The sequence below is a fragment of the Streptomyces sp. SAI-127 genome (genome assembly GCF_029894425.1).
Classification (GTDB): domain Bacteria; phylum Actinomycetota; class Actinomycetes; order Streptomycetales; family Streptomycetaceae; genus Streptomyces.
The window spans coordinates 8494180-8514819 of the sequence record NZ_JARXYJ010000001.1 but is presented as its reverse complement, the minus strand read 5'-3'; the positions used below and the strand labels follow the sequence as shown (position 1 = coordinate 8514819).

19 protein-coding genes are annotated in these 20640 nt (G+C 70.1%); 5 read left to right on the top strand and 14 right to left on the bottom strand.

Annotation, left to right across the window (positions count from 1 at the left end; all coding sequences use genetic code 11):
* Positions 1-19: 19 nt before the first annotated feature.
* The 9 genes from aroB to M2157_RS39110 all read right to left on the bottom strand — a co-directional run bounded on the left by aroB (position 20) and on the right by M2157_RS39110 (position 9583).
* Positions 20-1111, bottom strand: a complete 1092-nt coding sequence (gene aroB / locus M2157_RS39150; RefSeq protein ID WP_280867543.1) for a 3-dehydroquinate synthase — start codon at positions 1109-1111, stop codon at positions 20-22.
* Positions 1108-1623 (bottom strand): shikimate kinase, encoded by a 516-nt coding sequence (locus M2157_RS39145; RefSeq protein ID WP_266526038.1) that lies wholly within the window; start codon positions 1621-1623, stop codon positions 1108-1110. The genes aroB and M2157_RS39145 overlap by 4 nt, the downstream gene beginning before the upstream one ends.
* The gene (gene aroC / locus M2157_RS39140) at positions 1620-2804 is read right to left on the bottom strand and encodes a chorismate synthase (protein ID WP_069761458.1); all 1185 of its coding nucleotides are present in this window, start codon (positions 2802-2804) and stop codon (positions 1620-1622) included. The genes M2157_RS39145 and aroC overlap by 4 nt, the downstream gene beginning before the upstream one ends.
* A gap of 183 nt (positions 2805-2987) precedes the next feature.
* Positions 2988-3827, bottom strand: coding sequence for a shikimate dehydrogenase (locus M2157_RS39135; RefSeq protein ID WP_280856405.1), 840 nt, complete (start codon positions 3825-3827; stop codon positions 2988-2990).
* On the bottom strand, positions 3808-5550 hold the full coding sequence (gene mltG / locus M2157_RS39130; protein WP_280867542.1) for an endolytic transglycosylase MltG: 1743 nt from the start codon (positions 5548-5550) through the stop codon (positions 3808-3810). The genes M2157_RS39135 and mltG overlap by 20 nt, the downstream gene beginning before the upstream one ends.
* Positions 5551-5672: 122 nt before the next feature.
* Positions 5673-6137, bottom strand: a complete 465-nt coding sequence (ruvX, locus tag M2157_RS39125) for a Holliday junction resolvase RuvX (protein WP_280867541.1) — start codon at positions 6135-6137, stop codon at positions 5673-5675.
* Positions 6137-8809: an alanine--tRNA ligase gene (alaS, locus tag M2157_RS39120; protein ID WP_280867540.1), complete on the bottom strand. Its 2673-nt coding sequence runs from the start codon at positions 8807-8809 to the stop codon at positions 6137-6139. Before alaS ends, ruvX begins: the two co-directional genes overlap by 1 nt.
* Positions 8809-9135, bottom strand: a complete 327-nt coding sequence (locus M2157_RS39115) for a hypothetical protein (RefSeq protein ID WP_280867539.1) — start codon at positions 9133-9135, stop codon at positions 8809-8811. Before M2157_RS39115 ends, alaS begins: the two co-directional genes overlap by 1 nt.
* A gap of 10 nt (positions 9136-9145) precedes the next feature.
* A complete protein-coding gene (locus M2157_RS39110) occupies positions 9146-9583 on the bottom strand; it encodes a DUF948 domain-containing protein (protein ID WP_280867538.1) in 438 nt (145 codons plus the stop codon).
* Positions 9584-9734: 151 nt separating this feature from the next.
* Between M2157_RS39110 and M2157_RS39105 the strand changes: the two genes are divergently transcribed.
* Entirely contained in the window at positions 9735-11897 is a 2163-nt protein-coding gene (locus M2157_RS39105; protein ID WP_280867537.1) for an AAA family ATPase, read from the top strand.
* 30 nt (positions 11898-11927) lie between these two features.
* Here M2157_RS39105 and rpsD read toward each other — a convergent pair whose 3' ends face one another.
* The 3 genes from rpsD to M2157_RS39090 form a co-directional block, all read right to left on the bottom strand.
* Positions 11928-12542 carry a 30S ribosomal protein S4 gene (gene rpsD / locus M2157_RS39100; protein ID WP_037714931.1) on the bottom strand — a complete coding sequence of 205 codons (615 nt, stop codon included), beginning with the start codon at positions 12540-12542 and terminating at the stop codon, positions 11928-11930.
* A 279-nt stretch (positions 12543-12821) separates the two neighbouring features.
* Positions 12822-14177, bottom strand: a complete 1356-nt coding sequence (locus tag M2157_RS39095; protein WP_280856410.1) for a replication-associated recombination protein A — start codon at positions 14175-14177, stop codon at positions 12822-12824.
* 46 nt (positions 14178-14223) lie between these two features.
* A complete protein-coding gene (locus tag M2157_RS39090; RefSeq protein ID WP_280867536.1) occupies positions 14224-14886 on the bottom strand; it encodes a vitamin K epoxide reductase family protein in 663 nt (220 codons plus the stop codon).
* A gap of 145 nt (positions 14887-15031) precedes the next feature.
* Between M2157_RS39090 and M2157_RS39085 the strand changes: the two genes are divergently transcribed.
* The 4 genes from M2157_RS39085 to M2157_RS39070 are packed head-to-tail and all read left to right on the top strand — an operon-like array spanning position 15032 to position 18559.
* Positions 15032-15898: an ABC transporter ATP-binding protein gene (locus tag M2157_RS39085; protein ID WP_280856412.1), complete on the top strand. Its 867-nt coding sequence runs from the start codon at positions 15032-15034 to the stop codon at positions 15896-15898.
* Positions 15895-16740: an ABC transporter permease gene (locus M2157_RS39080; protein WP_280856413.1), complete on the top strand. Its 846-nt coding sequence runs from the start codon at positions 15895-15897 to the stop codon at positions 16738-16740. Before M2157_RS39085 ends, M2157_RS39080 begins: the two co-directional genes overlap by 4 nt.
* Positions 16716-17936, top strand: a complete 1221-nt coding sequence (locus tag M2157_RS39075) for a sensor histidine kinase (RefSeq protein ID WP_280858951.1) — start codon at positions 16716-16718, stop codon at positions 17934-17936. Before M2157_RS39080 ends, M2157_RS39075 begins: the two co-directional genes overlap by 25 nt.
* Positions 17933-18559 carry a response regulator transcription factor gene (locus M2157_RS39070; protein WP_280856414.1) on the top strand — a complete coding sequence of 209 codons (627 nt, stop codon included), beginning with the start codon at positions 17933-17935 and terminating at the stop codon, positions 18557-18559. The genes M2157_RS39075 and M2157_RS39070 overlap by 4 nt, the downstream gene beginning before the upstream one ends.
* A 75-nt stretch (positions 18560-18634) precedes the next feature.
* On the opposite strand, the gene hisS is transcribed toward M2157_RS39070, so the two are convergent.
* Together hisS and M2157_RS39060 are read right to left on the bottom strand one after the other, a co-directional pair.
* Positions 18635-19897, bottom strand: coding sequence for a histidine--tRNA ligase (gene hisS / locus M2157_RS39065; protein ID WP_280856415.1), 1263 nt, complete (start codon positions 19895-19897; stop codon positions 18635-18637).
* An 11-nt stretch (positions 19898-19908) separates the two neighbouring features.
* On the bottom strand, positions 19909-20619 hold the full coding sequence (locus M2157_RS39060) for an MBL fold metallo-hydrolase (RefSeq protein WP_280867535.1): 711 nt from the start codon (positions 20617-20619) through the stop codon (positions 19909-19911).
* Positions 20620-20640 lie beyond the last annotated feature (21 nt).

The window sequence follows — 20640 nt, the reverse complement described above, 5'->3', positions numbered from 1 at the left end:
GGAACGCCCGTCGCGGGACTTACTGGCCGACCTCGCCGTACGCGGCGAGCAGGACCGCCGGGTCGGGGCCCTCCAGGACCGTGGGCTTGCCCAGTCCGTCGAGGACGATGAACCGCAGCAGATTGCCGCGGGACTTCTTGTCGACCTTCATGGTCTCCAGCAACTTGGGCCACTGGTCGTAGCGGTAGTGCAGCGGCAGGCCGACCGATTCGAGCACCGTGCGGTGGCGGTCGGCCGTCGCGTCGTCCAACCGGCCCGCCAGACGGCCCAGTTCGGCGGCGAAGTGCATGCCTACGGCGACCGCGGCGCCGTGCCGCCACTTGTACCGCTCGTTCTTCTCGATGGCGTGGGCGAGCGTGTGGCCGTAGTTGAGGATCTCCCGGAGGCCCGACTCCTTGAGGTCGGAGGAGACGACCTCGGCCTTGACCCGGATCGAGCGCTGGATGAGCTCGGCGGTGTGCGGGCCGGCCGGGGTGCGCGCGGCCTGCGGGTCGGACTCGATGAGCTCCAGGATCACCGGGTCGGCGATGAAACCCGCCTTGATGATCTCGGCGAGTCCGGAGACGTAGTCGTTGACGGGCAGGGAGTCCAGCGCGGCCAGGTCGCACAGGACGCCGGCGGGCGGGTGGAAGGCGCCGACGAGGTTCTTGCCCTCGGCGGTGTTGATGCCGGTCTTGCCGCCGACGGCCGCGTCGACCATGGCGAGCACGGTGGTCGGGATGGCGATCCAGCGCACCCCGCGCAGCCAGGTCGCGGCCACGAACCCGGCGAGGTCGGTGGTGGCGCCGCCGCCGACGCCGACCACGACGTCGGTGCGGGTGAAGCCGGACTGTCCGAGCGCCTTCCAGCAGTAGGCGGCGACCTCGGCGGTCTTGGCCTCCTCCGCGTTCGGGACCTGGATGGCGACGGCCTCGAACCCCTGTCCGGCGAGGTCGGCGCGCAGCGCGTCACCGGTGTCGGCGAGCGCCTCGGGGTGGACGATCGCGACCCGCTGCGCCTTCTCCCCGATCAACGCGCCGAGTTCACCCAGGAGTTGACGTCCCACCAGGACCTCGTACGGCTCGCTGCCCGCGGTGCCGCCGACCTGGATGCGCGTCACTGCCTCGCTCATGCTTCCTTCAACTCCAGTGCGTCCAGCGCGTTTTGGGTGACTTCTTCGGGGCTGCGGCCGTCGGTGGCCACGACCGCCGTGGCGATCGACTCGTACAGGTGACGGCGCGCCTCCATCAGCTCGCGCCACTGCTTGCGCGGGTTGACCGCGAGCAGCGGACGCGCGGCGTTCAGGCCGGTGCGCTTGACCGCCTCCTCGACGTCCATCGAGAGATACACCACTTGCTGCCCGGCCAGCAGCGCGCGCGTGTCGGCGTCCAGGATCGAGCCGCCGCCCAGCGCGAGGACACCGTCGTGCTCGGCGAGCGCCCGCCGCACGGCGGCCTTCTCGATCGCCCGGAAAGCCGGCTCGCCCTCGTCGACGAAGATCTCCGCGATCGTGCGGCCCTGCTCGGCGACGATGTCGTCGTCGGTGTCCCGGTAGCCGACGCCGAGCCGCTCGGCCAGCAGCTGCCCGACGGTGGACTTGCCCACGCCCATCGGACCGACGAGCACCACCTGGGGACCGGTCATCGGATGGCCAGGTTCTCGAGGTAGGACCGCACATTGCGGCGGGTCTCGGGCACGCTGTCGCCGCCGAACTTCTCCGCCACCGCGTCCGCCAGGACCAGGGCGACCATGGCCTCGGCGACGATGCCGGCGGCCGGGACCGCGGACACGTCGGAGCGCTGGTGGTGGGCCTGCGCGGCCTCGCCGGTGGTCACGTCGACGGTCTGCAGGGCGCGCGGCACGGTGGCGATCGGCTTCATCGCGGCCCGCACCCGCAGCAGCTCACCCGTGCTCAGTCCGCCCTCGGTCCCGCCCGAGCGGCCGGAGACGCGCCGGATGCCCTCGGGCGAGTTCACGATCTCGTCGTGCGCCTTCGAGCCCGGCACCCGCGCCAGCTCGAAGCCGTCGCCGAGCTCGACACCCTTGATCGCCTGGATGCCCATCAGCGCACCCGCCAGGCGGGCGTCCAGCTTGCGGTCCCAGTGCACGTGCGAGCCGAGGCCCACGGGGACGCCGTACGCCAGGATCTCGACGACTCCGCCGAGGGTGTCGCCGTCCTTGTGGGCCTGGTCGATCTCCGCGACCATCGCCTTCGACGCGTCCGCGTCCAGGCAGCGCACCGGGTCCGCGTCGAGCTTCTCCACGTCGGCCGGGGTGGGGTACACGCCCTGCGGGGCCCTGGCCGAGGCCAGCTCCACGACATGGCTGACGATCTCGATGCCGGCCGTCTCCTTCAGGTACGACCGGGCCACCGCGCCCAGCGCCACCCGGGCCGCCGTCTCCCGGGCGGAGGCCCGCTCCAGGATCGGCCGGGCCTCGTCGAAGCCGTACTTCTGCATGCCCGCGAGGTCGGCGTGGCCGGGCCGCGGGCGGGTCAGCGGCGCGTTGCGCGCGAGGCCCGCCAGGATCTCCGGGTCGATGGGGTCGGCCGACATGACCTGCTCCCACTTGGGCCACTCGGTGTTGCCCACCATGATCGCGACCGGGGAACCGAGGCTGAGGCCGTGCCGGACACCGCCGAGGAAGGTGACCTCGTCACGCTCGAACTTCATCCGGGCACCGCGGCCATAGCCCAGCCGCCGCCTCGCCAGGTGGTCCGCCACCATCTCCGTGGTGATCGGCACGCCGGCGGGAAGGCCCTCCAGCGTCGCGACGAGTGCGGGACCGTGGGACTCCCCCGCGGTCAGCCAGCGCAACCTGCTCAACGGTGCTCCTCAGTGCTCGCGCCCTGGTACTGCTCTGCTTACGCGCGTCCTCGCGTACGGCAACGGCGCGACCAGGTGCGCGGCCCCGGCCCGCCACCTCCGATCCTCCCACGTTCGGCGCCGGGAGCCGGTCACAGGTCCAGCAGACGGACGTGGACACACGTACAGCTGCACCGAAGGAGCTCAGCGAGCCGCCGACGCATGTTCGCCCGCCTTGCGCATGGCCTCCACCGGCGCGGGCCTGAGACCCGTCATCTGCTCGACCTGGAGCACCGCCTGGTGCACGAGCAGGTCGAGGCCGCTGACCACGGCCCCGCCGATCATCGACCAGCGGGCCGCCAGCTCGGTCGGCCACGGGTCGTAGAGCACGTCGAAGAGGGCCGCGGGGCGCTCCGGTACGGCGTGGGCGAGAGCGTCCGTCGCCCCGGCGGGGGTGGTCGCGATCACCAGGGGAGCGTCCAGGGCCTCGGCCGCGTCCGCCCAGTCCGCCGTGCGCACGTCGACGTCGAGACGCTCGCCCCACTGCCGCATCTCGGCGGCCCGGGCCTCGCTGCGGACATAGGCCACGACCTGGCCGGTGCAGATCCGGGCGAGCGCGGCGAGCGCGGAGGAGGCGGTGGCGCCGGCGCCGAGGATCGCCGCCGATTCGACCTGTTCGATGCCCCGCTCGCGCAGGGCGGCGACCATCCCCGGGATGTCGGTGTTGTCGCCGAGGCGGCGGCCGTCCTCGGTGAACACGACGGTGTTGACCGCCTCCACCGAGGCGGCGGTCTCACTGATCTCGTCGAGCAGCGGAATGACCGCCCGCTTGAGCGGCATGGTCACCGACAGCCCGGCCCACTCGGGCCCGAGCTGCTCGACGAACCCGGGCAGTGCGGCCTCGTCGAGTTCGAACCGGTCGTACGACCAGCCCGTGAGCCCCAGCTCCTCGTAGGCGGCCCGGTGCAGGACCGGCGAGAGGGAGTGGGCGATGGGCTTTCCGAGGACGGCGGCCCGGCGGGCGTCAACTGCCCGTGCTTGCATCGAACTTGTCCTTGAGCCTCAGGAATTCAGCGTGGGTCTTGGCGAATTCGGTGGTCTTCAAGCCGTCGGTCGCGACGAAGTAGTACCAGCCGTCGTCGGTCGGATTCAGCGCGGCCTTCAGCGCGACGTCGCCCGGATTGTCGATCGGGCCGGGCGGCAGACCCTTGTTCGTGTACGTGTTGTACGGGTCCTTGTTGCTCTTGATCTCCGACTCGGAGATGCGGATGTCGCTCTCGTTCTTCAGGTAATTGAAGGTCGAGTCGAACTGCAACAGACCGTAGGTCTCGGGGTTCGCGAGGTTGAGCCGGTTGTAGACCACTTCCGCCATCTTGCGGTAGTCGTCCTCCGTCTTTCCCTCGGCCTGGACGAGGCTCGCGACCGTGATGACCTGCAGGGGATTGTCCAGCTTGAGCGCCTTGGCCTTCGCCTCCAGGTCGTACTTGCCGTATGTCTCGGCGGCCTGGGTGACCATTTCCTTCAGCACCGTCTCGGGCTTCATGCCCTTCGCGGCGGGATAGGTACCCGGATAGAGGAAGCCCTCCAGCGGGTCCTTGATGTCCTCGTTGTCGTTCGCCCAGCTCGGCAGCCCGAGGCTCTTGTATTTCTTTTCGGCGATCTTCTTCGTGGTGCCGGAAGCAAGATCGAGTTTCTCGTCGATCCTCGTGTAGACGGTGAGGTTGCGCAGTCCCGGAGCGACCAGCACGTTGTTCTGGCTCTTCCGGTCGAGCATCATCACGACGGCGCTCTCGGCGGACATCTCCTTCTTCAGCAGATAGGCGCCGGCCTGGATCGCCTTCCCCTTGGGGTTCTGCTCCTGGGCGGACACGAAGGCGTCGACGCTCTTCACGACACCCGCGTCCTTCAGCAGTCGGCCGATCGCGTACCCGCCCGCGCCCTTGGGGACCTGGACGGTGACCATCTCGCTCGTCCCGTCCCCGGCGTAGTCCGGGGCCGCGCCGAAACGATTTTGGTAGAATTGGTACCCGAAGTAGCCGACGCCTGCCGTGCCGCCGCCGAACACCAGCAGGACCACCAGACAGGCGCACCCGCTCTTGCGCTTCTTGCCGCCCTTGCCGCCGCGCCCGCGCCGGTCGCCGCGGCCGTCCTTCGGGTCGTCGGAGTCGTCCGCGCTGTCGTCGTCGCCCGCGAAGAAGGCGTGTTCTCCCTGGTCCGGGCCCGGATCCCAGTCGATCTGCGGCTCCGGCTCGGCCCGCCGACGGCTCGGCGGCTCCGGCGGCGGATACGCGTCCGGGCTGCCGTAGTAGTCCTGCTGCTCAGCGCCGTACGCGGCGGCGGCCTGCTGTCCGTACGGGTCCGAGGGATCGGCGGGGTACGGCACCTGCGCCTGCGTGCCGGTCGCCCAGCCGTTGCCGTTCTGGTCGTACGACTGCTGCGGCCCGCCCTGGTACGCCTGCTGGTCGTACTGCTGCTGGCCGTACTGCTGCTGTTGGCCGTACTGCTGGTTGTACTGCTGGTGCTGGTCGTACTGGCCGTCGTGCTGCTGCGGGTACTGCTGCTGCGCCTGACCATAGGCGGGCTGCCGGCCGTCGCCCCAGCCACCGTTGTCGTACTGCGGCTGCTGCTGCGGATAGTGCTGCGGCTGGCCGCCGTAGGGGGACTGCTGACCCGCATGGGTCTGCTGCCCTTCCCATCCACCGTCCCCGTTCAACGGGTCCTCGGGATGCCACGGTTCGGAGCCTTCGCCCCGGCCATACTCAGTCATCGATCCCCTAGAGCCGCGAGGCGGCGGTCTCCTTCTCTCACCATCCGGCTACCGTTTCGCCTCTTTCTGTGCGGTGACTGTTCGAATGTCGCCGCATCGCGCGGAACGTTACCGTACCGCGATCAGATGACCACTTCGACGCCCTCGCCGGGTGCTTTACCTGACACCCGTTCGGATTCCAGCGCCTGCTGAAGGATGATCACGGCTGCTGCCTGGTCGATGACCGATCTGCCCTTTTTGGATTTCACTCCGGATGCGCGCAGTCCCTGACTGGCCGTCACCGTGGTCATCCGCTCGTCGACGAGCCTGACCGGGACGGGCGCGATCCCCCGGGCGAGCTCCTGGACGAAGCCGCGGACCTTGACCGCGGCCGGGCCCTCGCCCCCCTTGAGGGAGCGAGGGAGGCCGACGACCACCTCGATCGGTTCGTACTCCTCGACCAGCTGCTTCAGCCGACGATGAGCTGCCGGGACGTCCCGGCCCGGGACCGTCTCCACCGGAGTGGCGAGGATCCCGTCGGGGTCGCACGAGGCGACCCCGACGCGGGCGTCCCCGACGTCGATCGCGAGTCTGCGGCCCGTGCGCATTACTTGGCCGACTCCCCGACCATGCGCTCCACGGCGTCCACGGCCTCACCGATCGCGGCCGGGTTCTGGCCACCGCCCTGGGCGACGTCCGGCTTGCCGCCACCACCGCCGCCGAGGGTCTTGGCGGCCGTCCGGACCAGGTCACCGGCCTTGAGCCCGCGCTCACGGGCGGCCTCGTTGGTGGCGATGACCGTGAGCGGCTTGCCGTTGTTCACCGTGAAGAGGGCGACCACCGCGGCCCGGCCGCCCTGGATGCGCCCACGCACGTCGAGGACCAGCTTGCGCAGGTCGTCGGGGGTCGTGCCGTCGGGGAGCTGACCGGTGACGACGGCGATCCCGCGGACGTCCTTGGCGGATTCGGCGAGTCCGGCGGCGGCCTGGAGCACCTTCTCCGCGCGGAACTTCTCGATCTCCTTCTCGGCGTCCTTCAGCTTGCCGAGCATGGCGGAGACCTTCTCCGGGAGCTCCTCCGGACGGCCCTTGATCAGCTCCTGGAGCTGGGCGACGACGGTGTGTTCACGGGCGAGGAAGTTGTACGCGTCGACACCGACGAGCGCCTCGATACGGCGTACCCCGGAACCGATGGACGACTCGCCGAGCAGCTTCACCAGGCCCAGCTGGGCGGTGTTGTGCACGTGGGTGCCGCCGCACAGTTCCTTGGAGAAGTCGCCGATGGTCACCACGCGGACCCGCTCGCCGTACTTCTCGCCGAACTCGGCGATGGCCCCCTGCTTCTTGGCCTCGTCGATGCCCATCACGTCGGCGCGGACGTCGAGCTCGCGGGCGAGCACCTCGTTGATCTTCTGCTCGACGTCGGTCATCACAGCCGTCGGAACGGCGGACGGGGAACCGAAGTCGAAGCGGAAGCGGCCGGGCTGGTTCTCGGAACCGGCCTGGGCGGCCGTCGGGCCGAGCGCGTCGCGCAGGGCCTGGTGGGTGAGGTGGGTGGCCGAGTGGGCGCGGGCGATGGCCGTACGGCGGCGGTTGTCGATCGAGGCGTGGGCCTTGGCCCCGACGGTCACCTCACCGAACTGCACGACGCCCTTGTGGACGTAGACGCCCGGAACGGGCTTCTGGCAGTCGCGGATCTCGATGACGGCGCCGGAGTCGACCTTGATCTTGCCGGTGTCGCCGATCTGGCCGCCGCCCTCGGCGTAGAACGGGGTGCGGTCCAGGACGATCTCGACCTCGTCGCCCTCGGTGGCGGCCGGGGAGGAGGTTCCGTCGACGAGGATGCCGACGATGGTGGACTCGCCCTCGGTGTCGCTGTAGCCGATGAAGTCGGTCTCGCCGACCTTGTCCGCGATCTCGCGGTAGGCGCCCGCGCCGGCGTGACCGGTCTTCTTGGCCTGGGCGTCGGCCTTGGCGCGCTCCCGCTGCTCCTTCATCAGGCGGCGGAAGCCGTCCTCGTCCACGGACAGGCCCTGCTCGGCGGCCATCTCCAGGGTGAGGTCGATCGGGAAGCCCCAGGTGTCGTGGAGCAGGAACGCCTTGTCGCCGGACAGGACCGTGCCACCGGCCTGCTTGGTCTCGGTGACGGCGGTGTCGAGGATGTTCGTGCCGCCCTTGAGGGCCTTGAGGAACGCGTTCTCCTCGGCGACGGCGACCTTCTCGATCCGCTCGCGGTCGGTGACGAGCTCGGGGTACTGCTGGCCCATCATGGCGATCACGGTGTCGATCAGGTCGAGCACGACCGGGCCGGTGGCACCGAGCAGACGCATGTTGCGGATGGCGCGGCGCATGATGCGGCGCAGGACGTAACCGCGGCCCTCGTTGCCGGGGGTGACACCGTCTCCGATGAGCATCACGGACGTGCGCATGTGGTCGGTGACCACGCGCAGGGAGACGTCCGAGTCGTGGGCGTCGCCGTAGGCCACGCCGGTCAGCTCGGTGGCCTTCTTGATGACGGCCATGGAGGTGTCGATCTCGTACATGTTCTGCACGCCCTGCAGGATCATCGCGAGGCGCTCGAGTCCGAGGCCGGTGTCGATGTTCTTGCTGGGGAGCTCGCCGAGGATCTCGAAGTTGTCCTTGCCGATGCCCTCGCCGCGCTCGTACTGCATGAAGACGAGGTTCCAGATCTCCACGTACCGCTCGTCGTTGACGGCGGGGCCGCCCTCGACGCCGAACTCGGGGCCGCGGTCGTAGTTGATCTCGGAACAGGGGCCGCAGGGTCCGGGGACGCCCATGGACCAGTAGTTGTCCTTCATGCCGAGGCGCTGGATGCGCTCCTTGGGCACGCCGATGAGCTCGTGCCAGATGCGCTCGGCCTCGTCGTCGTCCTTGTAGACGGTGATCCAGAGCCTCTCCGGCTCCAGGCCGTAACCACCCTTGTCCTGGGGGCTGGTGAGGAGCTCCCAGGCGTACTTGATGGCGCCTTCCTTGAAGTAGTCGCCGAAGGAGAAGTTGCCGCACATCTGGAAGAACGTGCCGTGCCGGGTGGTCTTGCCGACCTCTTCGATGTCGGGCGTGCGCACGCACTTCTGCACACTGGTGGCGCGCGCCCACGGCGGCTTGACCTCACCGAGGAAGTACGGCTTGAAGGGCACCATGCCGGCCGGGACCAGGAGCAGAGTCGGGTCGTCCGCGATGAGCGACGCCGAAGGGACGACGGTGTGCCCGCGCTCCTCGTAGAAGCTCAGCCAGCGGCGGCGAATCTCGGCCGACTCCATCAGTGGTCCTCATTCCGGTTGTACGAATGCGTTGTGTACGTCGAGTTCTCGATGGCGGCGACCCGCCTGGGTGCCGGGAGTTCGGGACTGTCGCGGATACCGAGGGCATCCGTCAGCTCGGCCTCCCGCTGGGCCATGTTGTCCCGGACGTCGAGCGCGAAGCCGACCGCGCGGTCCTTGAGACGGGCACCCGTCTCGATCGCCTTGTTGGCCGCTGTCACGGCAAGGTTCTCGGGGGTCAGATGCTTCAGCTTGCGATTCACCTTGGTGGTGGCCCAGACACCGGTGGCCACGCCCGTGGAGAACCAGAAAGTACGGCGGAACATCTCTTGAGCCTCAGTCCTTCTTCCCGCGGCCCCGGGAAACCGCCCGGCCCACGATCACGGTACGCCGGGGCGTCTTGGCGGGCATGTCGTCGTCCTTGCGGCCGCTGATCGCGCGGCGCACGCCGTAGCCGAAGGCCGCGACCTTGACCAGGGGGCCGCCGAAGGTGGAGGCGACGGTGGTGGACAGCGCGGAGGCGTTCGACGTGACCTCCTGGACGTCGGAGGCGATCGCGTCGACCCGCTCGATCTGGGTCTGCGCGGAGCGCACCGCGGTGGAGGCATCGGCCAGCAACGGGACGGCCTGGTCGGTCACGTCCGCCACGAGCTTGGTGGTCGCCTTGAGCGTCTGGGCCAGCCTCGCCAGCGCGACGGCGAGGAAGGAGACCAGAATCGCCCAGAAGACGGCCACCAGGATCCCGGCAACCTCTCCACCGGACACTGTGTGCACCCGCTCCCTGAAACGTGCTGTCTATGAAAAAAGTCTCCGCCGAGCCTATCGCGCCGGGGACGGCGCTCCGCACCGGATCACCCCTCGCCCGCACGCGGGCCGTCCACGGTGGTTGTACGGAGTGAACACGCTTGAGTACGCTCCGTGTTCCATGCGCAGTCATCAGCCGGACGGCACCGAGGTGAACGGCAATCTCCCCCTGGAGCTCGACGCCTTCGTCGGCCGGCGCGCGGAACTCCCGGCGCTGGCACGGGCGCTCGACACCTCGCGGCTGGTGACGGTGACGGGCCCCGGCGGTATCGGCAAGTCCCGGCTCGCGGCGCGGGTGGCGGGCGGGCGGTGCGCGCCGCCCGACGGGGTGTGGCGCGTCGAGCTGGCCGCCGTACGCGATCCGGAGTTCGTCGACTACGCCGTCGTGGAGACGCTGGGTCTGACGGACCACACCACGAGGCTGCCGCGCGAGACGCTCCTCGAGCACCTCGCCGGGCGTCGGCTCCTGCTGGTCCTCGACGGTTTCGAGCATCTGGTGGACGCGTGCGCGGCTCTGGTGGTCGACCTTCTGGGGCAGGTGCCGGGCCTGGCCGTCCTCGCCGTGGGACGCCGACCGCTGGCCGTGGCCGGCGAGCAGGTGTTCGCGCTGGGACCGCTGAGCGAGGACGAGGCCGTGGAGCTGTTCGGGGAGCGGGCCGGGCGGCAGGGGGCGACGACCGGCGACGATCCGCACGTACGGCAGCTGTGCCGGCGTCTGGACGGCATCCCGCTGGCGATCGAGCTGGCCGCGGGCCGGCTGGGAGCGCTGTCCCCTGAGCAGTTGCTGGAGCGGCTCGACGACCGGTTCCGGCTGCTGACGGGCGGTGGCCGGGACGCCCTCCCCCGCCATCGGACACTGCGCACGGCGATCGGCTGGAGCCATGAACTGTGCACGCCCGAGGAGCGGTTGCTGTGGTCGCGGCTCTCGGTGTTCGCCGGGCAGTTCGATCTGGAGGCCGCCGAGTACGTGTGCAGCGGCGACGGTCTGCACTCCGACGACGTCCTCGACGTCCTGTCCGCGCTGCTCGCCCAGTCGGTGGTGGCCCGTGAGGAGACCGCGACCGGCGTGCGCTACCGCATGTTCGACACGGTTCGTGCGTACGGCGCCGAGTGGCTGGAGGCGATGGGTGACGCGGTCCGGCTGCGCAGGCGGCACCGCGACTGGTACGTGGGCCTGGCGACCTGGTGCGAGCTGGAGTGGTTCTCCCCGCGGCAGAACGAGGTGGCCGCACGGATCGAGGCGGAACTGCCGAACCTTCGCTGCGCCCTTGAGTACTGCCTGACCGAGCCGGACGGGGCGGAGCTGAGCCGGCATCTCGCGGGCTCCCTCTGGTTCTGCTGGGTCGGCTGCGGCCGGATGTCCGAGGGGCGGCACTGGCTGGAGCGCAGCGTCGAACTGGAGCCCGGCCATGAGCCCGCCCGCCTGAAGGCCCTGTGGGTCCTCGGCCATGTGGCGATCCTCCAGGGCGACACCGTGCCGGCGCTGGCGGCGCTCCAGGAGTGCCGGGAGGAGGCGGAGCTCTCCGCGAGTGCGACGGCGGCGGCGTACGCCGAACACCGCACCGGCTGTCTGGCGCTCGTCTCGGACGACATGCCCCGCGCGGACGGGCTGCTGCGCTCGTCGCTGGAGCACTACCAGGAGCTCGGCGAGCTCAACAGCAATGTGCTGATGGCGCAGGTCGAGCTGGCGATGGCGCGCGCCTTCCTGGGCGATCTGCCGGACGCGGTGCGGCTGTGCGAGGACGTCCGTCAGGTGTGCGAGGACCACGGCGAGCGGTGGGCCCGGTCGTACGCGCTGTACGTCCTGGCGTACGCGGCCTGGAGCGAGGGGGATGCGGCACGCGCGCGTGAGCTGCTCACCGACTGCCTGGCCTGCGCGCACGCCTTCCACGACCTGCTCGGCTCGGTCCTGTCCATCGAGCTGCTCGCTCTGGTCACCGTGACCGAGGGCGATCCGGCCGAGGCCGCGGTGCTGCAGGGCGCGGCGGCCTCGCTGTGGCCGTCGGTGGGCCTGCCCCTGTTCGGCTCGGCCTACTACAACGCCCCGCACGGGCTGTGCGAGACGACGGCGCGGGAGCGGCTGGGCGACGAACGGTACGAGGAGTGCGTACGACAGGGCCGGGCGCTCGGCCGGGACGCCGTAGTGTCCCGGGCGCTGGGCCGCGCCCGCCCGCTCGGGGGACTGCCGGCGCCGCGGGGTTCCGTGCCGCACGCGCGAGCGGCCCTCGACATGCAGCAACCCGCCGCCTCGCCCACCCGGAAGGGCGGGGAGACGGCGGGCTGAAGTGGTGCGTGTCCTACGGCCTGCCGGTGATCAGCGGGCGTAGTACTCGACGACGAGCTGCTCGTCGCAGATCACCGGGATCTCCTTGCGGTTCGGCTCACGGTCCAGGCGGAAGGCCAGGGCGCGGAGGTTCACCTGGAGGTAGCGCGGGGTCTCGCCGTCGGGGGCGAAGCCGCCCTCACGGGCGATCGAGAAGAGGGTCTTCTCGCGGCTGCGCTCGCGAACCATCACGACGTCGTCGGGACGGACACGGAAGGACGGCTTGTCGACCTTCTGACCGTTGACCTCGATGTGGCCGTGAACGACCATCTGGCGGGCCTGGTAGATCGTGCGGGCGATGCCCGAACGCAGGACCAGCGCGTCGAGACGGCGCTCGAGCTCGATGACCAGGGCCTCACCGGTCTTGCCCTGGGTCTTGGCGGCACGCTCGTAGGCGCGGACGAGCTGACGCTCGGACACGTCGTACTGCGCGCGCAGACGCTGCTTCTCGAGCAGACGGACCTTGTAGTCCGAGTTCTGCTTGCGGCCACGGCCGTGCTCACCCGGCGGGTAGGGGCGGGCCTCGAAGTACTTGACGGCCTTCGGGGTCAGCGCGATGCCGAGGGCACGCGACTTCTTGACCTTGGGGCGGGGCTGGTTCGCCACTGTCTCTCATTTCCTGGTTTTCGGCTTGTCAGGGTTGAGGGAGGTCGCATCCGCAGCCGGGGAAACCCGCCGGGTCCTGGAAGAACCTGGTGGGCAGCCGCTCCCTGGTCTGGGCACAAACGTGCAGCACGCGAGTGGCCCACCTACCGCTGGCGGTGGTGGGCTGCCCGCGACACCATTCGAACGGTGCGCGACGCTCCTGGAACCCGCTGGGGGTTCCGGCTGACCGTCCCGTTCTGACTGCACGGGACACAGCGCTTCGAGGATTCTACAGGGTGCTCACGGCCGCTTGCGACCGAGGTGCTTGCGGGTCCACTCCACGGCGTCCGCGTACCGGGCCTCGGCGCCGTGCCGGGTGGGTTCGTAGTACTCGCGGTCCTTGATGGCGTCCGGGGCGTACTGCTGCTCGGCGATCCCCTCGGGCAGGTCGTGCGGGTAGACGTACCCCTGCGCGTGCCCGAGCTTGGCGGCGCCCTTGTAGTGCCCGTCGCGCAGATGCGGCGGCACCGGCCCGGCCAGCCCCTTGCGTACGTCCTCCATGGCCGCGCCGATCGCCGTCGTCGCGGCGTTGGACTTCGGGGCCAGGGCGAGGGCGATGGTGGCGTGGCTCAAGGTCAGCGCGGCCTCGGGGAAGCCGATCATGGCGACGGCCTGAGCTGCGGCGACCGCTATGGGCAGGGCGTTCGGGTCGGCGAGGCCGATGTCCTCGCTGGCGGAGATCATCAGCCGGCGGGCGATGAAGCGGGGGTCCTCACCGGCCTCGATCATGCGGGCCAGATAGTGCAGCGCCGCGTCGACGTCGGAGCCCCTGATGGACTTGATGAGGGCGCTGGCCACGTCGTAGTGCTGGTCGCCGTCGCGGTCGTACTTCACGGCCGCGCGGTCGACCGTCTCCTCCAGCGTGGTGAGGGTGATCTCCGGCTCGCCCTTGTCGAGGGCGGCCCCGGCCGCGGCCTCCAGGGCGGTCAGGGCACGCCGGGCGTCGCCGCCGGCGATCCGCAGGAGGTGATCCTCGGTGTCCTCGGGAAGGGTGACGGCGTCCTTCAGACCCCGCTCGGCGCTCAGCGCCCGCTTCAGCAGTCCTCTGACGTCGTCGTCGGTGAGGGGTTCGAGGGTCAGCAGCAGGGACCTGGACAGCAGCGGGGAGATGATCGAGAAGTACGGGTTCTCGGTGGTCGCCGCGATCAGGGTCACCCAGCGGTTCTCGACCGCGGGGAGCAGGGAGTCCTGCTGGGCCTTGCTGAAGCGGTGGATCTCGTCGAGGAAGAGGACGGTCTCCTTGCCGAAGCCGCCGGTGGCCCGGCGGGCGCCCTCGATGACCGCGCGGACCTCCTTGACGCCGGCGGTGATCGCGGAGAGCTCCACGAAGCGCTTGTTGGTGGCCTTGGAGACGACGTACGCCAAGGTCGTCTTGCCGGTGCCGGGCGGGCCCCAGAGGATCACCGAGGACGGTCCGGCGGGACCGCCACTGCCCTCGCCGACCAGTCGGCGCAGCGGCGAACCCGGCTTGAGCAGGTGCTGCTGGCCCACCACCTCATCGAGGGTGCGCGGGCGCATCCGGACCGCCAGGGGGCTGCCGGCCGGGTCCTTCTCCTGGCGTTCTTCTGCCGCGGCGGTGAACAGATCGGGCTCCACGTTCAAAACCCTATGTCACGCCACTGACAACGCCGTCGGCCGTCGGTCAGGCCCAGAGCCTGTCGCCCCAGCGGGTCAGGATCAGCATGGCGATGATGCCGCAGTGGGTGACCGGCAGGACCCAGGTGAACTCGGCCAGGAAGCGCTTGAGCCAGCCCGGGGACGGCAGCAGGTCGTTGCGGATGTTGAACGAGGTCACGTACCAGAACATCGTGATCGTCGCGACCCAGGCCAGCGAGCACCACAGGCACAGCGCGTTGATGCGGTACAGCGACTGGAACTGCAGCCAGGTGCAGAAGACCACGCCGAAGAGCGTGCCGAAGTTGAAGGTGAGCCAGTACCAGCGCGGGAAGGTGGCGCGGGTGAGCAGGCTCATGCCGACACAGATGACGATGCCGTAGCAGACGAGGCCGAGCATCGGGTTGGGGAACCCGAAGGCGGCGGCCTGCTTGCTCTCCATCACGCTGCCGCAGGAGACGATCGGGTTGAGGGAGCAGCTCGGCGTGAACGTCTTGCCGCTGACCTTGCCCTCGAGGATCTTGAACTTGTCGATCGTGATGACCCACGCGGCGAGCAGACCGGCGGCGCCGGTGATCACCAGCAGCAGCGCGAAGGCGCGGCTGCCGCCCACCGTCCGGGGCGCGGCGTCGGCGCTCGCCGACGAGGGCTCGGGCTCCGTGGAGACGTCTTTCACTGTGGTCTTGCTCATCACGCCGATCCGTCTGCTTGAGAGTTGGACCTTCTTCGGGCAGGGGCCATTGTGCCGCACCTGGAGGCTTGTCCACCGTTCGGTGGACATAAGGAAGTACGCACGGTCGTCCCTGAGCGTTCGGTTCCGGCCGATGCTCACCGGCATGACCACACACGCGAACGAACTCGCGGTGGACGTTCGAGGGCTGCGCAAGCAGTACGGCGACGTGACCGCGGTCGACGGGATCGATCTCGGCATCCGCAGGGGCGAGGTGTTCGGCCTGCTCGGGCCCAATGGCGCGGGCAAGAGCACCACGGTGGAGATCCTCCAGGGCAACCGGGACCGGGACGCGGGTGAGGTGTCCGTGCTCGGCTCGGACCCGGCGCACGGCACGCGCGCGTGGCGTTCACGTGTCGGAATCGTCTGGCAGGACGAATCCGCGCCCGCCGAGTTGACGGTCGCGGAAACCGTCCGGCATTTCGCCCGCTACTACCCGCGGCCGCGGGACCCGGAGGAGGTCATCGGTCTGGTGGGTCTGGAGGCCAAGGCCGGCAGCCGGATCAAGGCCCTGTCGGGCGGGCAGCGGCGGCGGCTCGACGTGGCGCTGGGTGTGATCGGCGGCCCCGAACTGCTGCTCCTGGACGAGCCGACGACCGGTTTCGACCCGGCGGCCCGGCGCCAGTTCTGGGACCTGATCCGCAAACTGTCCGACGAAGGCACGACGATCCTGCTCACCACGCACTACCTGGAGGAGGCCGAGTCGCTCGCCGACCGGCTGGCCGTGATCTCCCGGGGCAAGGTGGTCGCCGAGGACGAGCCCGCCGCTCTGCGGGAGCGGTACGGCACCGGCGCCACCGTCGAGTGGACCGAGCCGGACGGCGCTCCGCGCGCGGAGCACACCGACACCCCGACCAGGACGGTCGCCGCGCTGATGCGCCGCTTCGACGGCGAGATCCCGGGACTCCAGGTCAGCCGCCCCACGCTGGAGGACGTCTACCTCCGGCTCACCGGACAGGAGGACGCGCGATGACCACGACCGCCGTACGGTCCCGGACCCATGCTCGTGCCGGGAGGCTGCCCGGAGTCTGGGGGCTCGGGCTCCGGCGGGGCGCCCTGGAGATCAGGCAGTTCTTCCGCCAGCGCGACCACGTGGTGTTCACCTTCGCCTTCCCGGTGGTCTTCCTGTTCCTGTTCGCGTCGATCTTCAGCGACGACGTGGAGGGGGCGGGCATCAAGGCCTCGCAGCTGTACGTGCCGGCGATGATGGCCGCCGGCATCATGTCGACGAGCTTCCAGTCGCTCGGCATCTCGATCGCCGTCGAGCGGGACGAGAAGGTGCTGCGCAGGCTGCGTGGTACCCCGATGCCGCCGGCGGCGTACTTCCTGGGCAAGATCTGGCTGGTTCTGGTCACCGGCGTCCTGGAGACGGCGATCCTGCTGCTCGTCGGCACGACGCTGTACGACATCGATCTGCCGTCGGACGCCGGCAAATGGTTCGCGTTCGCCTGGATCTTCGTGCTCGGCCTCACGGGGTGCGCGCTGCTCGGCATCGCGATCAGTTCGGTGCCCGACTCCAGCAAGAGCGCGAGCTCGGTGGTCGTCCTGCCCTTCCTGGTCCTCCAGTTCATCTCCGGGGTGTACATCACGATCGACACGATCCCCGACTGGATGCTGAACATCGGCGCGCTGTTCCCCCTGAAGTGGATGTGCCAGGGGCTGCGCGGGGTGTTCCTGCCGGACTCCGCGCAGGTCCTGGAGCAGGCCGGCGGCTGGGAGTTCGGGCGCACCGCCCTGGTGCTGGGGGCGTGGTGCGTCGGAGGATTGCTGCTGTGTCTGCTGACCTTCCGGTGGAAGAACCGGCGCGACGGGTGAACGGTCCGGCGGACGCCGGGGGCGCGTACTCGTGGGAGCGTTCCTTCCGGCTCTGGGACACCTACTTCGCGCTGATCTGGCTGGCCACCCTGGTGTTCGTGCTGGGTGCGGGACACCCCGGGTGGCCGGTCCGCGTCACGGCGGCGGCGCTGCTGTTGCCGCTGGTCCCGATTTTCGTACGGGTCGGTCGCCCCCTGCTCCGGCAGGATCCGCCCGACGCGCGCAAGGCCCTCACCTACCTCGGCGCGATGATGGCGCTGTTCCTTCCCTCGGCGATCCTGGTCGGCGAGACCCGGCTGATGACCTTCGCTCTCGTCCCCCAGTGCTTCATGACGCTGCGCACGCGGTGGGCTCTGACCGCCGTGGCGGTGATCAATCTCGCCCCCGTGGCGGGCTGGGCGCTGCTGTGGTGGCCGAGCGACCAGGACGTCTTCTTCAACGGGCTGTTCGCCGTCGTCACCCTGGTCTTCTCGGTGGCCGTCGGCAGTTATGTCATCCGGATCATCGAGCAGAGCCAGGAACGAGCGGCTCTGATCGCCGAGTTGGACACGAGCCGGCACGAGGTCTCGCGGCTGTCCGCGGCGCACGGGGCACTGACCGAGCGACAGCGGATGGCCCGGGAGATCCACGACACCCTCGCGCAGGGCTTCACCAGCCTGCTGATGCTGATCCAGGCCGTCGAGGCCGAGCTCGACCACGACGTGCCGCAGGCCCGCCGTCATCTGGCCCTGATGGACGAGACGGCCCGGCAGAACCTCGCCGAGGCGCGGGCCCTGGTCGCCGACGGCACCCCCGCCGACCTGGACGGCGCGACGCTGCCGGACGCCCTGTTCCGGCTGGCGGCCCGGCACTCCGCGAAGCTCGCCGTGACCGGCCGGGTCCGTCCGCTGCCCGCGGGCGCCGAGGTCGTCGCCCTGCGCTCCTGCCAGGAGGCGCTCACGAACTGCCGTAAACACGCGGGGAGTTCGGCGACCGTGACCATCGACCTCGGCTATGCCGACGAGAGCCTCACCCTGTCCGTAAGGGACGACGGTCACGGCTTCGACCCGGGGGCCGCCCGCGACGGCTACGGTCTGGCGGGGCTCCGGGCCCGGACCACCGAGGTCGGCGGGACGGTGCGGGTGCGCAGCGCGCCCGGCGGCGGCACCACGGTCACCGTTCGTCTGCCCGTACCGCCCCCGAGGAGCTGTTCATGATCCGGATCATCCTGGCCGACGACCACCCGGTCGTCCGGGAGGGCCTGCGGGCGATGCTGAGCGCGGAACCGGACCTGGAGGTGATCGCCGACGCGTCCAGCGGGCCGCAGGCGGAGGCGCTGGCGGCGGAACTACGGCCCGACATCGTGCTGATGGACCTGCGGATGCCGGGCGGCCCGGGCGTGGAGTCGATCGTACGGATGACGGAGGCGGGGCTGCCCTGCCGGGTGATCGTCCTGACGACGTACGAGACGGACCGGGACATCCTGCGGGCCGTTGAGGCGGGGGCGGCCGGCTATCTGCTCAAGGACCTGCCGCGGGGCGAACTGGCGGAGTCCGTACGGGCCGCCGCCCGCGGCGAGACGGTCCTGGCGCCGACCGTCGCCGCCCGACTGGTCGACCAGCTGCGCACCAGGCCGGAACGGCCCCGGCTCTCGGAGCGCGAGACAGCGGTGCTGCGTCTGGTGGCGGAGGGCTGCACGAACGCGGAGATCGGGCGCAGGCTGTTCATCGGCGAGTCGACGGTCAAGACCCATCTCCTGCGCGTCTTCGGCAAGTTGGGAGTCGACGACCGCACCGCCGCGGTCACCAGCGCCCTGCGGTACGGGCTGCTCGACCAGTAAGCCGCAGGCGTCGCGGGCGCGGCGAGACGAGAAGGGCGCCGGCCTTTTGACCGGCGCCCTTCTCCCGTGGGCCTGTCAACCGAGCCTGGACTCCAGCTCCGCCACGATCTCGTTGACCCCGATCGCCGACTGCTCCCCGGACTCCATGTCCTTGAGCTGTACGACGCCCTCGGCGAGGTCGCGTTCACCGGCGACGATCGTGTAGCGGGCGCCGCTGCGGTTGGCGTTCTTCATGGCGCCCTTGAGGCCCTTGGCGCCGTAGGAGAAGTCCGCCGCGATGCCCACCTTGCGGAGCTCGGTGACCTTGGCGAACAGGATCCGCCGGGCTTCCTCCCCCAGCGGGACCGCGAACACACTGGTCGTCGAGGGGAGTTCGAGCTCGACGCCCTCCGCCTCCAGGGCGAGGACCGTGCGGTCGACGCCCAGCGCCCAGCCCACGGACGGCAGGGCCGGGCCGCCGATCATCTCCGACAGGCCGTCGTAGCGGCCACCGCCGCCCACCGCGGACTGGGAGCCCAGACCGTCGTGGACGAACTCGAAGGTCGTACGGGTGTAGTAGTCGAGGCCGCGCACCAGCTTCGGGTCGTCCTCGAAGGACACGCCCGCCGCCGTGATCAGCTCACGGACCTCCTCGTGGTACGCCTTGCAGGCGTCGCAGAGGTAGTCGCGCAGCAGCGGGGCGTCCCCGAGCTGCTTCTGGACCGACTCCCGCTTGTCGTCGAGGACGCGCAGGGGGTTGATCTCGGCGCGGCGGAGCGTGTCCTCGTCGAGGTCCAGGCCGCGCAGGAAGTCCTGGAGTGCGGCCCGGTACACCGGACGGCACTCCTTGTCGCCCAGGCTGTTGAGCAGGATGCGGAAGTTGCGCAGCCCCAGCGAGCGGTACGCCTGGTCGGCCAGGATGATCAGCTCGGCGTCGAGCGCCGGGTCCTCCGCGCCGATCGCCTCGGCGCCGACCTGCGAGAAGTGCCGGTAGCGGCCCTTCTGCGGACGCTCGTAGCGGTAGTACGAGCCGGAGTACCAGAGCTTGACCGGCAGGTTGCCCGTCTTGTGCAGGTTGGCCTCCAGCGCCGCGCGCAGCACGGAGGCCGTGCCCTCGGGGCGCAGGGCCAGCTTGTCGCCGCCCTTGGTCTCGAAGGCGTACATCTCCTTGGTCACGATGTCGGTGGACTCACCGACCCCGCGCGCGAACAGCTCGACGCTCTCGAAGCCGGGCGTCTCGATGTAGCCGTAACCGGACGAGCGCAGCGGCGCGGCGATCGCCTCACGGACCGCCAGGAACTTGGCGCTGTCCGGCGGGATCAGGTCGTACGTGCCCTTGGGGGCCTGAAAGGTGCTCACGAAGTCTCTCGTCACATTCCTCGTCGGGGAGCCTCGGAGGAGGCTCCCTGGCCGGCGGCCACCTCCCGCAGATACGGGTTGGTGGCGCGCTCCTGGCCGATGGTCGTCTGGGGGCCGTGGCCGGACAGCACCACGGTCGAGTCGTCGAGCGGCAGGCACACGCGGGCCAGCGAGTCGAGCATCTCGGCCATGTCACCGCCGGGCAGGTCGGTGCGTCCGATGGAGCCGGCGAAGAGCAGATCCCCCGAGAAGAAGACCGAGGGAATCTCGGCCGTCTCGGGCATCCGGAAGGTCACCGACCCCTTGGTATGGCCCGGCGCGTGCGCGACGGACAGCTCCAGGCCCGCGAGCTCCAGCCGCACACCGTCGGTCAGTTCCTTGACGTCGTCCGGCTCCCCCACGGTGATCTCGCCCATGAGCGGCATCCCGATGGAACGCCCCAGACCCATCGACGGGTCCTTCATCATGTAGCGGTCCTCGGGGTGGATCCACGCGGGCACTCCGTGCGCGCCGCACACGGGGACGACCGAGGCAACATGGTCGATGTGGCCGTGGGTGAGGACGACGGCGACGGGCTTGAGCCGATGCTTCGTCAGCGCTTCCTCGACTCCCTCGGCGGCCTGGTGGCCCGGGTCGATGATCACGCACTCCTCACCGGCGGCGGGGGCGACGAGATAACAGTTCGTCCCCCAGGCCCCGGCGGGGAACCCGGCAATGAGCACGATCGTCCTCGGTTTGTCTAG

Excerpts from the sequence above, each read along its gene's own strand:
- M2157_RS39080 (WP_280856413.1), top strand. The coding sequence starts at position 15,895 with ATGACCACGACCGCCGTACGGTCCCGGACCCATGCTCGTGCCGGGAGG.
- M2157_RS39105 (WP_280867537.1), top strand. The coding sequence starts at position 9,735 with ATGCGCAGTCATCAGCCGGACGGCACCGAGGTGAACGGCAATCTCCCC.
- alaS (WP_280867540.1), bottom strand. The coding sequence starts at position 8,809 with ATGGAGTCGGCCGAGATTCGCCGCCGCTGGCTGAGCTTCTACGAGGAG.
- M2157_RS39085 (WP_280856412.1), top strand. The coding sequence starts at position 15,032 with ATGACCACACACGCGAACGAACTCGCGGTGGACGTTCGAGGGCTGCGC.
- M2157_RS39115 (WP_280867539.1), bottom strand. The coding sequence starts at position 9,135 with ATGTTCCGCCGTACTTTCTGGTTCTCCACGGGCGTGGCCACCGGTGTC.
- M2157_RS39090 (WP_280867536.1), bottom strand. The coding sequence starts at position 14,886 with ATGAGCAAGACCACAGTGAAAGACGTCTCCACGGAGCCCGAGCCCTCG.
- M2157_RS39070 (WP_280856414.1), top strand. The coding sequence starts at position 17,933 with ATGATCCGGATCATCCTGGCCGACGACCACCCGGTCGTCCGGGAGGGC.
- ruvX (WP_280867541.1), bottom strand. The coding sequence starts at position 6,137 with ATGCGCACGGGCCGCAGACTCGCGATCGACGTCGGGGACGCCCGCGTC.
- aroB (WP_280867543.1), bottom strand. The coding sequence starts at position 1,111 with ATGAGCGAGGCAGTGACGCGCATCCAGGTCGGCGGCACCGCGGGCAGC.
- mltG (WP_280867542.1), bottom strand. The coding sequence starts at position 5,550 with ATGACTGAGTATGGCCGGGGCGAAGGCTCCGAACCGTGGCATCCCGAG.
- M2157_RS39145 (WP_266526038.1), bottom strand. The coding sequence starts at position 1,623 with ATGACCGGTCCCCAGGTGGTGCTCGTCGGTCCGATGGGCGTGGGCAAG.
- M2157_RS39135 (WP_280856405.1), bottom strand. The coding sequence starts at position 3,827 with ATGCAAGCACGGGCAGTTGACGCCCGCCGGGCCGCCGTCCTCGGAAAG.